Origin of the sequence: Acetobacter fallax (assembly GCF_011516735.1) — a bacterium.
GTDB lineage: Bacteria > Pseudomonadota > Alphaproteobacteria > Acetobacterales > Acetobacteraceae > Acetobacter > Acetobacter fallax.
Genome location: NZ_WOSX01000021.1, coordinates 24,413 through 36,430, shown reverse-complemented (window position 1 = coordinate 36,430; position 12,018 = coordinate 24,413). Strand labels below are relative to the sequence as shown.

The following is a 12,018-nucleotide window of genomic DNA, read 5'->3' as shown; positions in this document are numbered from 1 at the left end:
CGAAAACATATCGGTGTCCTGCCAGTGACTGGCCGGATCGGAACCTCATTCCTCCCTCAGGAGATTCTTGATGCGTCGGCTGCTTCCTGTCGTTGGCCTCTGCTTCCTCGCCGGCTGTGCGACGGGGCCAGGCAGACAATATGTCGTGTTCTTTGGAGGCGGCTCGACCGCGCTTGATGATTCGGCAAAGAACGTCGTCGCGGAAGCGGCTTCCTGGTCAGCTCGCAGACCGAACCTGATGGTGGAAGTCGAAGGTTATGCCCGCAATGGTGGCGATTTGTCCGCTGATGAACTGCTCGCAATCGACCGGGCCAAAGTTGTGGCACAGCAACTGGTAGCAGACGGAGTTCCGGTCAACCGTATTCTGCAGAAGCCACGCGCGCCATCAAACGCCGATGGCGTGGTCGGATCCCGCCGGGTTGAGATTGAACTTGTTTCTTCATCCTGACATCATTTCGTGTCGGATACAGAACATCCTGAAGAGCAGATCGTAGCGCACGACACTACCGTGCGGCAAAAAGCCGGTCGTGACCGGTTTGTCGGGCTGACACCCATTGATGTGCTCGGTCGTGTCTTCGGATTTCCGGCATTTCGTGGGTTGCAGGAGAGAGCGGTCAGCCGTGTGATGGCTGGTGAAGATACGCTGGTTCTGATGCCAACCGGCGGCGGGAAAAGCATTTGCTATCAGCTTCCCGCATTGTGTCGTCCCGGTATGGGTCTTGTCGTCTCTCCGCTTATTGCTCTGATGGACGATCAGGTCGCGGCTTTGCGTCAACTCGGTGTGAATGCGGCCGCTCTGCACTCCGAGCTGGAAAGCGATGAGTCGTCCCGTATCCGGGCCGAGCTTGCTGCCGGACTGATCGACATTCTTTACGTTTCGCCTGAGAGGCTATTGTCTCCCGGAACTCTCGGTCGTCTCTCGCGCTTGCAGATTTCCGTGATTGCGATCGATGAAGCCCACTGTATTTCGGCCTGGGGACACGAGTTCCGGCCGGAATATCGTGCGCTCGAAACCCTGCCTCAGCATTTTCCTGGCGTGCCACGCATAGCTCTGACTGCCACTGCCGACCCCCGGACGAGAGACGATATTCTTGCGGCTCTCGCAATGCCCCATGCTGTGGTTCTCTCGGCAAGTTTTCACCGACCTAATCTGATCATTGCTGCCCGGCCAAAAGGCAGTGAAATGAAGCAGGTCGTATCCGCGCTTGAACGCCATCAGGGGGAAGCCAGTATCGTCTATTGCGGCTCGCGAGCCCGCACCGAGCGTGTTGCCGCATCCCTTCGTGAAAAAGGGTGGCCCGCCTGCGCCTTCCACGCCGGGTTGTCGCCGATTGAGAAACGCGCCGCCTTGCATCGTTTTCGGTCTGGTGAACCGATTGTGATGGTCGCGACAATCGCATTCGGTATGGGGATCGACCGCCCGGATGTACGGGCGGTCATTCACCTCGATATGCCGTCCTCGCCGGAAGCTTATTACCAGCAGATCGGACGCGCCGGACGTGACGGACTGCCATCTGACACTCTGCTGCTTTATGGCGGCGAAGATATGACCCGCGCCCGGTACTGGCTGGACCAGTCAGCAGCACCCGATAGTGAAAAGCGGGTCATGCGTTCGCGCCTGGAGGCAATGATTGCGTTAACGGAGGCAACGTCCTGCCGTACACGGGCTCTGCTGGCCTGTTTCGGCGAAACGATGAACGAGCCATGTGGCCATTGCGATAACTGCCGTAACCCGGTGCCGACGTTCGATGGAACGGAAGCAGCCCGCATGCTTCTTTCAGCGATCTACCGTACCGGACAGCGTTTTGGTGCGCTTCATGTCATTGGCGTGCTGCGCGGGAAGGTTTCTGAGCCGGCGACCAGAAACGGGCATGATCGTCTGTCGGTCTGGGGCATCGGCAAGGATCGCAGCGAGAGTTTCTGGCGCGGGGTGGTCCGGCAACTCATTGCGCGCGGAGCTCTGATGATGGGGAATGAGCATGGCGGACTGATGCTGAACGAGGATGTCGCGCGTCCGATTCTGCGCGGCGAGGAAGATGTCCGGCTTCGTGAGGATGCTGTTCAGGCCGACGCCAGCAGTAATCGTGGAAGCCGGGGAGGCTCCGTTGCCGAGGATCTGCCCGAAGAGGCTCGTGTGCGATTCGATGCGCTCAGGCAGTGGCGCCGTGATGAAGCACGGGAACAGGAAATTCCGCCTTACGTCATTTTCCATGATGCGACACTGCGTGACATCGCTCTTGAGGCCCCCGGCTCACTGAGTGAACTCGGGCGGATCAAGGGAGTCGGTGGTTCAAAGCTGGAGAGGTATGGTGCCTCGGTGCTGAAGACACTCGGTGACCTGCGCTCTGCCGTATGAGCATGCCGGAGACAGCACCCGGTCTGTCCCGACAGCAGGCGATTGCCGCGACAGTGCGGAAACATGGCTATGTCGCAAATGAAGATCTGGCGCAGTTGTTCGATGTGGCGGTGCAGACAATCCGCCGCGACATTCGTGCTCTCGATGGCGCCGGAGAAGTCGTCCGCCATCACGGCGGAGCAAGCGCTCCGTCCTCAGTCGAAAATATAGCTTACGCACAGAGACAGATCCTGAACCGGAGGGAGAAAGATGCGATCGGGCACTGTGCAGCCGACGCGATCCCCGACGGAGCATCATTGTTCATCAATATTGGCACGACCACGGAAGCCTTCGCGCGGTCCCTGGCAGGTCATCGCGGCCTCCAGGTCATTACAAACAATCTGCATGTGGCGTCGCTGCTTGCCGGCGGTCCGGATTGTCGTGTGGTCGTGACGGGCGGGACAGTTCGTGTGCGGGATGGAGGAATCCTCGGACCGGATTCGCTGACAATGCTTGGCCGGTATCGCGCGGATTATGGCGTCATCGGTATCAGCGGTATCGATGAGGATGGAACGCTTCTGGATTTTGATTCAGACGAAATCAGAGCTTCAGAACAAATCAGGAATAATTCACGACAGATATTTCTGCTGGCCGATCACACGAAATTCGGTCGACGGCCGCTGGTCCGGGCGGGGCATATTTCTGAGGTGAGCGCATTTTTCACCGATTGCCAGCCGTCACCTGCAATTTGTGACGTGTTAGCCGCCGCTGGTGTGGCGCTGCATGTCGCAATTCCAGATGTTCGGAAACGAACATGATGTTTTTAATGCGGCAATGATGTAACTGCGAAGAAGGATCAGAATTATATCCATTGTCAAAAGGTAAGGTGTTCGGATACGAATTTCCACGGCCTATTTGCGAACCTGAAATGGACGATACAATGACAGCAGCTCCCGACGATTCTTCCAGAGTGTTCGATCTGCTGATCGTAGGCGGTGGCGTAAATGGTACCGGGATCGCTCGTGACGCCGCGGGACGGGGGGCTTCCGTAGTGCTCGTCGAGCAGGACGACCTTGCGAGTTACACCTCCTCCGCCAGTACCAAATTAATTCACGGTGGTCTGCGGTATCTGGAATATTACGAATTTCGGCTGGTGCGCGAATCTCTGATCGAGCGGGATCGTCTGCTTGCAATTGCACCGCATATTATGTGGCCGCTGCGTTTCGTATTGCCACATTCAGAGGGGATGCGACCGGTCTGGATGCTGAAGCTGGGTCTTTTCCTTTACGACCACCTCGCACCGAAGATGAAACTGCCGAAGTCCCGTACACTGGATCTGCGCACGCATTCCGCCGGCAAGCCGCTGCAGGACCGGTATAAAAAGGGCTTCGTTTATTCTGACGGATGGGTACAGGACAGCCGGCTCGTTGTGCTGAATGCGATGGATGCCTCGGCACGAGGTGCTGATATTCGTACCCGTCAGCGTCTTATCAGTGCGCGCCGTGTCGATGGTGTGTGGGAAGCTGAAATCGAGGATATGCGGCACGGCGGCACGACAACATTGCGGGCTAAAGCTCTCGTCAACGCAGCAGGCCCCTGGGTGGCGAGGCTGCTGGCTGATCAGCTCGCTGTGCCGAACTCCAAGTCTGTCCGTCTGGTGAAGGGCAGTCACATTGTGGTGCCGCAAATCTTCGATGGTCCTCAATGTTACATTTTCCAGAATCCTGACAAGCGTATCGTATTCGCGATTCCGTACGAGCAGGGTTTTACCCTGATTGGCACAACAGATGTGGCATGGGATGAGGAGCCTGGGCTGGTCGAAATCTCACCACAGGAAGTCAGCTATCTGTGTGAAAGCGTAAACCGCTACTTCAACAAGACTGTTAAACCATCAGATGCAGTCTGGAGTTACGCTGGTCTGCGGCCGCTTTATGATGACGCAGCTGCCAATGCCTCAGCAGTCACGCGCGACTATGTGCTGGATCTGGACACGACAGGGGGAGCGCCACTTCTGTCCATCTTCGGCGGAAAAATCACGACATTCCGTAAGCTCGCAGAACACGCGCTTGAAAAACTGGCTCCGGTACTGCCTGCCGTTTCCGGCCATTCCTGGACAGCAGACGCGGCGTTGCCGGGTGGTGACCTCGGGGCTGGTGGGTTTGAACCTGCACTGCGGCGTTTCCAGGATGCTGCGCCTTTCCTGCCATTGCAACTTGCCTGGCGCCTGATGCGCTCTTACGGCATGCGTGCTTACGATATTGTCGGGAATGCAAAGGAGCTCGACGATCTGGGGGAAGATCTTGGTCAGGGTATGATGACGAGCGAAGTGGATTATCTGATCGAAAATGAATGGGCGACAGCGCCGGAGGATGTTCTCTGGCGACGTAGTAAGATCGGCCTTCACATGACAAAGGAAGAACGTCAGAAAGTGGCTGATTACATGCGTCAGAAACTGGGCTGAACAACCTGGCTTCAATGCATCCGGTTCCTGTAAAAACAAAAATAAGAGCGGGACAACATGACGGTACAAAAGAAGTTTTTTGGAGAACTGATTTCTGAGTGCGTTGCAGTATTCATCATCATCCTTCTGGGTGATTCGGTTGCTGCAATGTATTCGCTTTATGATCCAAGCCCCTATAAGACAGCCTATTGGGGTGTCTGTATCGTCTGGGGGCTTTCTGTCACGATCGCGATTTATGTGACCGGAGCTGTCTCCGGCACACATGCTAATCCGGCCGTTACGTTATCTCTGGCGCTGTTCAGAGGTTTCTCGTGGCGAAAAGTCCCGCTTTATATGCTGGCCCAGATTGCCGGCGGCTTCCTGGGAGCCGCCGTCGTCTACACGCTCTTCGCACCGGTGATCGACCACTTTGCCGCAGCTCATAATCTGGACCGGTTGCACGATGGTGCTGCTGCGGGGGTATTTTTTACCCACCCCGGCGATTTCGTCACGCCGATGCACTCGTTCGTTGTCGAGATTATCCTGACAGGCCTGCTGGTTTTCGGGATTTTCGCGATTACCTGCGAATATAATACTATGGCCCCGCAAGCTAATTCAGGTGCATTGATTATCGGTTTTCTCGTTGCTGCGATCGGTGCGTCTGCCGGCTATCTTGATGGCTGGGCCATTAATCCGGCACGGGATTTCGGTCCTCGTCTCTTTTGTTTTTTTGCCGGATGGGGCGCTTCCGCCCTGCCGTCTCCCGGTAATTACTGGTGGGTGCCGATCGCGGGCCCACTCGTCGGCGGTGTCACTGGTGCTGGTCTTTATCAGACACTGATCCGCCCTTTCATGCCGCGCAACATCCCGGTTGTCGTGGCTTCTTCCTCAGATCAGTCCGCGTGACACCCAAGGAGATGACGTCATGATCAAACAGGATCGTATCCTGGCTATTGACCAGGGGACCACATCCACCCGCAGTATCGTCTTTGATGCCAAAGGGCAGGAAATCTCTGTCGCACGTCAGGAGTTTCCACAGTATTACCCGAATCAGGGTTGGGTAGAGCATGACCCGGAGGACATCTGGCGTGATGCGAAGACGACAGCTCAGGAAGCGGTCGAACGGTCGGGCGGCGTGGACCGGATTGCGGCTGTCGGCATCACAAACCAGCGGGAAACGATCGTCGTCTGGGATCGGGCAACCGGGAAACCGATCCACAATGCCATTGTCTGGCAGGATCGCCGGACAGCCAGGCTCTGTGGTGAACTGAAGAAGGATGGGGCGGAAAAGCTCGTTACTGAACGAACCGGCCTGCTGCTTGATCCATATTTTAGCGCGACGAAGCTGGCGTGGATTCTGGACAATGTCGACGGCGCTCGTGCCCGGGCCGAAAAAGGCGAACTCGCTTTCGGTACGATCGACTGTTTTCTGCTGTGGCGTCTCACCGGTGGTAAGTCTCACGCTACCGATATCACCAATGCCTGCCGTACCCTGCTGTTTGATATCCATCGTCAGCAATGGGATCCCGATCTGCTGAGGCTGTTTCGTATTCCTGAGGCATTGCTGCCCGAAGTAAAAGATAACAGCAGCATCTTCGGCGAGACGACTCCCGACCTGTTCGGGCGCGCTGTTCCCGTTGCCGGGATGGCTGGTGATCAGCAGTCAGCCGTAGTCGGTCAGGCCTGCTTCAAACCCGGCACAGCTAAAGCGACATATGGCACTGGTTGCTTCGTACTCCTGAATACGGGTGATACCCCGATTGTTTCGCGCAACCGGATGCTGACCACGATCGCCTATCGCCTGAACGGCAAGACTGCTTACGCGCTTGAAGGATCAATTTTCGTGGCGGGTGCCGCAATCAAATGGTTGCGTGATGGCCTGCATCTTATCACGCATGCTTCGCAAACCGACGATATGGCTACACGGGTGCCTCATAGTCATGGTGTGTACATGGTGCCGGGCTTTGTCGGACTTGGCGCACCACACTGGGACCCTGACGCACGCGGTCTGATCTGTGGTCTGACGCTTGACGCTACGGAGGCGCATATTGCGCGTGCTGCGCTCGAATCTGTAGCGTATCAGACGCTGGATCTCGTTGCCGCGATGACTCAGGATGGTGGCGGTACAGCCGAAACCCTGCGGATTGATGGTGGAATGTCTGCCAATGACTGGTTCTGCCAGTTCCTGGCGGACATGCTCCAGGCCAGAGTCGAACGACCGAAGCAGCTTGAAACAACGGCACTGGGTGCGGCGTATCTCGCCGGGCTGGGTGTGGGAATGTGGAATAGTCTGGACGAAATTGCCTCCGAATGGGAGCGAGGTGCGCTCTTCGAGCCGGAAATGGATGGCACTCAGCGAAAAACGATGATCGACGGATGGCATATGGCAGTTCGTCGAACTCTTACGCAGCGGTAATTTCTTTCACGCGAATCTGCCAGTTGTTTTTGAAGCATCAGAGGACGCCCGATAGCGCCTCTGGTGCCGGGAAGGAGCTTGCGTTACTCGCTGCAGCGGCTTCCCGCTGATGGCTGCTGAGACATTGTCGCGTGATCCAGATGAACGCAGGCCACAACATGAACGGGGCCAGGCTGAAGCCCAGAAGGTGAGAGGATGATGCACCCGCAACGGGAACCGCTGCGGCGGCCATAAGACAGAGCCTGCCAATCCTGCTGGCATGTGGCCACGCAAGACCGCATGCAAAGGCCAGCATAATACAGTCGTAGTCATTTACGTACGGTGTGCTCGTGAAGCAGGCAAAAATGAGACACGGCACGCGCCACCCGGCCAGCACCGGCCCTGTAACGTTCTTTCGCCACACGAAAATAACAATACTTAAGGAGATCGTGGCTGCGACTATTTGTACGCCATAAGCAACGGCGAGAGAACCGCCTGCCTGTCGAACCATTACAAACGCCGATATCATGCGTGGCCATGTTGCAACGCCTTGCTCAAGAATTATGTGCCTCAGTACGCCTGCTCTCACCAGCCACGCCTGCCATGTGGCGACGCCGAAAAATATCAGACTGGCCAGAACGAGTGTCGATGTTCCCGTCACAAAGCCGGCTAGCGTCCGCCAATGCTTTCCTGCGAGTAATGCTATGGGAAGCAGCCAGATCAGCTGCGGTTTGGCGATCAGAAGAGAAAAAACCATCCCCGAGAGAAATGGGGTTTTGCCTGAGAGAATGAAGCCCCAGCCCACGATGACTGCAGTCCAGCAGCCGTTCTGACCGGAAAGTGTATTGGGCAGAACTGCTGGCCATGCCCCGGCCATCAGCCCCCACCAGCGTGGAACAATTCGCCTGAGTGTCAGTGCAAAAGCGAACCATCCGCCTGTTTGCCAGACGACCCATGCAAGCAGGTAAGGGAGAAGCGCGAATGGTGCTGTTATCAGAGGATAAACCGGGGGGTTGCTGTAGTGATACAGACCGATCTCATGACCGACCACACCCACCTGAAATGCGTGAAAAGCCGCAAAATCATAAACGGCGCTAATCTGCCCCGTCAGCGCCAGACGGGAAGCTGACCAGAAATCCAGAAAATCTTCACCAAAAGGCCTCAGATGTCCGTCTGTCCAGCCCGCCTGGAGTTCAGAGCGCAGATATTCACTGGTCCCCAGGACAGTAAAATAGAGCCAGGCCCACGCTGCCGCTTTAAGCCAGTTGAAGTGCAGGATGCGCTGCCGCTGAGGAATAAAGCTGGTCAGGATACGAGAAGTCATGAGTCGTTTGTATGCCGTCCGGGTAAATCAAAACTTGCGGCCTTCATTATGTGTGGTCCCCGAAACTCACGTGTCCGTGCTATCGTCGTCCCATGTCGTACGCTGATTTCGTTCATCTCAGAGTTCATTCCGCCTACTCACTCAGTCAGGGGGCGATCCGCGTGCCTGAACTGGTCGCTCTGGCTAAAGGCATGGACATGCCGGCGGTCGCTATCACCGATACCGGGAATCTGTTCGGCGGACTTGAGTTCTCACAGTACTGCACCGGCAAAGGCGTGCAGCCCATTATCGGTTGCCAGATCGGCCTTCCGCCACGTGATGATCATCCGGGCAGCACGTCCGAGCCGATTGTGCTGCTGGCACGTGATCAGGCTGGTCTCGCCAATCTCCAGTTTCTGTCCTCGGCCGGTTTTCTTGAGGGAGATGCCGCCGATCCGATGGTCAGCCTCGATCTGCTCTGTGAACGTGCCGGAGGACTGTTTTGTCTGACTGGCGGGACACGAGGGCCGCTTTACAACATGCTCGCCGAAGGCTTCGAAAGCGAGGCTGAGAAGTGGCTTGCTCGTCTCAGAGAAGCTTTTGGTGATTCTCTGGTCGTGGAACTCAACCGTTTCGGGTTGCCAATAGAAGAGGCCGTCGAACCGGGTGTGATTGCGCTGGCGGACCGGTTGCGTGTGCCGCTTGTGGCGACCAATGAGTGCTTTTTTCCGCGTCCTCAAATGCACGAAGCACATGACGCCCTGATCTGTATCGCTCAGGGTCGTACGATGGCCGAGAAGGACCGCTGGAAAGTCTCTCCCGAAAACTGGTTCAAGCCGCCCGCGATGATGCGCGAGCTGTTTGCTGACTTACCGGACGCCTGCGACAATACCCTCGCCATCGCAAAGAGTTGTGCGGTGAAAGTCGAGACCCGGAAGCCTCTCCTGCCCGTGTGCCCGAAAGTTCGCGAAGGCTCGAACGAGGATGAAACGGTTCGCGCCATGGCCCGCGAAGGACTGGAACTCCGGCTCCAGGTGATGAATGCAGATGAGGAAACCCGGCAGAAATATTCGGAACGGCTGGAATTCGAACTCGACATCATTTCTGGCATGGGGTTTCCAGGTTATTTTCTGATCGTTGCGGATTTCATTCAATGGGCGAAGGCACATGACATTCCGGTCGGGCCAGGGCGCGGTTCAGGTGCGGGTTCACTTGCCGCTTATGCGCTGACCATTACCGACATCGATCCGCTTCCGTTTAATCTGCTGTTCGAGCGGTTTCTGAATCCCGAACGTGTCTCAATGCCGGATTTCGATATCGATTTCTGTCAGGATCGCCGCGACGAGGTCATCTCCTACGTTCGTCGTGAATATGGTGCCGACCGGGTTGCGCAGATCATCACCTTTGGAAAACTGCAGGCGCGAGCCGCTGTGCGTGACGTTGGCCGCGTGCTCGGCCTTCCGTATGGCATGGTTAACAGAGTTGCCGAACTGATCCCGAACAACCCGGCAAAGCCCGTTACTCTTAAACAGGCCATTGAAGGCGAGCCAAAACTTCAGGAGATGCGTGAAAGCGACGAAGCGTTGCGCCGCCTGATGGAAATCGGACAGCAGCTTGAGGGGCTGTATCGGCACGCATCCACCCACGCCGCCGGTGTTGTGATCGGTGACCGGCAGCTTGTTGATCTGGTGCCGCTCTACCGCGATCCGAAGAGTGACATGCTGGTCACCCAGTTCAACATGAAGTTCGTTGAGCAGGCCGGGCTGGTGAAATTTGACTTTCTGGGCCTGACCACGCTGACAATTCTCCAGCGTGGCGTCCGCTTCCTTAAAGGGCTTGGCGTTGAGGTTGATCTCGCGCAGATCCCTCTCAATGATCCGCTGACATACGAAATGCTCGCACGCGGCGATACGGCGGGCGTGTTCCAGTTCGAAGGCGCGGGCATGCGGGACGTGCTCAAACAGATGCGTCCGACCCGGCTTGAGGATCTGATCGCTGCAGTGGCGCTCTACCGACCGGGCCCGATGGCGAACATCCCCGATTATTGCCGTAGAAAGCACGGCGAAGCATGGCAGCCGCCGCACGAGGAAATTCGCGATATCCTGGAAGAGACCTATGGCATCATGGTCTACCAGGAACAGGTCATGCAGATTGCGCAGAAAATGGCCGGGTATAGTCTCGGAGCCGCCGATCTGCTGCGCCGCGCCATGGGTAAGAAAATCCGCGCCGAGATGGACCAGCAGCGTGAGATTTTCACCGAGGGCGCGACAAAACGTGGGATTCCGAAGGACAAGGCTGTCGAAGTCTTCGATCTCATGGCGAAGTTCGCCGACTACGGCTTCAATAAATCACATGCCGCAGCCTATGCCCTGGTTTCGTACCAGACTGCGTGGATGAAGGCGAACTATCCTGTTGCCTTTCTGGCCGGCTGCATGTCCCTCGCGCGCGAGAGAACCGAGAAACTCGCGGCCTTACGTCAGGAGGCTGAACGTCTCGGAATTCCGGTGCTGCCGCCCGATATCAATCAGTCCGGAGCAGATTTCAGGGTCGAAAAGCAGAAAGATAACAGCTTTGGTATTCGTTATGCCCTGGCTGCGGTGAAAAGAGTGGGCTTCGCCGCAATGCTGAGTCTGGAACAGGCGAGGGGTGATACGCCATTTCGTAGTCTCGCTGATGTCGCAGCGCGGGTTGATCCGAAACAGCTCAATAAAATGCAGCTGGAAAATCTTGCCCGGGCCGGTACATTTGACTCTCTTGAGCCAAATCGTGCTCGTGTCTTTGGCTCAATTGAGACGATTTTGCGTAGTGCTCAGGCGCGCGCACAGGAAGCTGCGAGCGGGCAGGCCGGTCTGTTCGGCGACACGTCAGAGCCCGAACCTCTGCGTCTGTCGCAGGCACCGGACTGGCCGGAATTTGAAAAACTTTCCTATGAAGCCGATGCGATCGGCTTCCACATGACCGCTCACCCGCTCGATTCCTATCGTCCGTTACTCAGGCGTCTTGGCGTGGTTCCCATGTCACGCCTTCTGACAGCAGCGGAGGGAGGTGTCACACGGGTGAAAATTGCCGGCTGTGTCGTGGATCGGAAAGAGCGTCCAACGCGGAGCGGCAGCAAGATGGCCTGGGTCAGACTCTCAGATGCCAGCGGGAGCTGCGAGATCACGCTCTTTTCCGAAGTGCTTGGTCGGGTCCGTGAACTGCTTGTTGCCGGGCAGGCGGTGCTGGCAACGGCGGATCTCAGGCTTGAAGGAGAGGCTCTCCGGATTACCGCGACCGATCTGGGACAACTGGAAGACGTGGCGGCTCAGACAGGTGGTGAAATGCGGATATGGCTCGACACCATTGATGCTGTCGATGGAATTCAGGCGATTCTGTCCCGACAGCAGGGTGGACGGGGAAGTGTCATTCTGCTGCCCAGTATCGCGGAAACGCAGGAAGTTGAGGTGCGACTCAGGGGCGGATACCGAATCAGTCCCGTAGTCGGACAGGCTCTCAAGACGGTTGCAGGTGTGACGCGTATAGAGTCTGCTTAATGAAACTTCTGA

At 56.8% G+C, this 12,018-nt stretch carries 8 protein-coding genes; 7 read left to right on the top strand and 1 reads right to left on the bottom strand.

What is annotated here, in order from left to right; translation table 11 throughout:
• Window positions 1–70: 70 nt before the first annotated feature.
• The 6 genes from GOB85_RS11320 (at window position 71) to glpK (ending at window position 7,191) form a co-directional block, all read left to right on the top strand.
• The gene (locus GOB85_RS11320; protein ID WP_173577593.1) at window positions 71–448 is read left to right on the top strand and encodes an OmpA family protein; all 378 of its coding nucleotides are present in this window, start codon (window positions 71–73) and stop codon (window positions 446–448) included.
• A gap of 60 nt (window positions 449–508) precedes the next feature.
• A complete protein-coding gene (gene recQ / locus GOB85_RS11315) occupies window positions 509–2,356 on the top strand; it encodes a DNA helicase RecQ (protein WP_338421715.1) in 1,848 nt (615 codons plus the stop codon).
• Window positions 2,357–2,358: 2 nt separating this feature from the next.
• On the top strand, window positions 2,359–3,153 hold the full coding sequence (locus tag GOB85_RS11310; protein WP_173577622.1) for a DeoR/GlpR family DNA-binding transcription regulator: 795 nt from the start codon (window positions 2,359–2,361) through the stop codon (window positions 3,151–3,153).
• A gap of 122 nt (window positions 3,154–3,275) precedes the next feature.
• Window positions 3,276–4,796: a glycerol-3-phosphate dehydrogenase gene (gene glpD, locus GOB85_RS11305; protein ID WP_173577594.1), complete on the top strand. Its 1,521-nt coding sequence runs from the start codon at window positions 3,276–3,278 to the stop codon at window positions 4,794–4,796.
• Between the two features lie 57 nt (window positions 4,797–4,853).
• Window positions 4,854–5,681, top strand: a complete 828-nt coding sequence (locus tag GOB85_RS11300; protein WP_173577595.1) for an MIP/aquaporin family protein — start codon at window positions 4,854–4,856, stop codon at window positions 5,679–5,681.
• Window positions 5,682–5,700: 19 nt separating this feature from the next.
• Entirely contained in the window at window positions 5,701–7,191 is a 1,491-nt protein-coding gene (glpK, locus tag GOB85_RS11295; RefSeq protein ID WP_173577596.1) for a glycerol kinase GlpK, read from the top strand.
• Between the two features lie 37 nt (window positions 7,192–7,228).
• Here the strand turns inward: glpK and GOB85_RS11290 are convergent, their stop codons facing one another.
• On the bottom strand, window positions 7,229–8,494 hold the full coding sequence (locus GOB85_RS11290) for a glycosyltransferase family 87 protein (protein WP_173577597.1): 1,266 nt from the start codon (window positions 8,492–8,494) through the stop codon (window positions 7,229–7,231).
• A gap of 92 nt (window positions 8,495–8,586) precedes the next feature.
• Here GOB85_RS11290 and dnaE point away from each other — a divergent pair, with 92 nt between their 5' ends.
• Window positions 8,587–12,006, top strand: a complete 3,420-nt coding sequence (gene dnaE, locus GOB85_RS11285; RefSeq protein WP_173577598.1) for a DNA polymerase III subunit alpha — start codon at window positions 8,587–8,589, stop codon at window positions 12,004–12,006.
• The last annotated feature ends 12 nt before the right edge of the window (window positions 12,007–12,018 follow it).

Excerpts from the sequence above, each read along its gene's own strand:
- glpD (WP_173577594.1), top strand. The coding sequence starts at position 3,276 with ATGACAGCAGCTCCCGACGATTCTTCCAGAGTGTTCGATCTGCTGATC.
- dnaE (WP_173577598.1), top strand. The coding sequence starts at position 8,587 with ATGTCGTACGCTGATTTCGTTCATCTCAGAGTTCATTCCGCCTACTCA.
- GOB85_RS11310 (WP_173577622.1), top strand. The coding sequence starts at position 2,359 with ATGCCGGAGACAGCACCCGGTCTGTCCCGACAGCAGGCGATTGCCGCG.
- GOB85_RS11300 (WP_173577595.1), top strand. The coding sequence starts at position 4,854 with ATGACGGTACAAAAGAAGTTTTTTGGAGAACTGATTTCTGAGTGCGTT.
- glpK (WP_173577596.1), top strand. The coding sequence starts at position 5,701 with ATGATCAAACAGGATCGTATCCTGGCTATTGACCAGGGGACCACATCC.
- GOB85_RS11290 (WP_173577597.1), bottom strand. The coding sequence starts at position 8,494 with ATGACTTCTCGTATCCTGACCAGCTTTATTCCTCAGCGGCAGCGCATC.
- GOB85_RS11320 (WP_173577593.1), top strand. The coding sequence starts at position 71 with ATGCGTCGGCTGCTTCCTGTCGTTGGCCTCTGCTTCCTCGCCGGCTGT.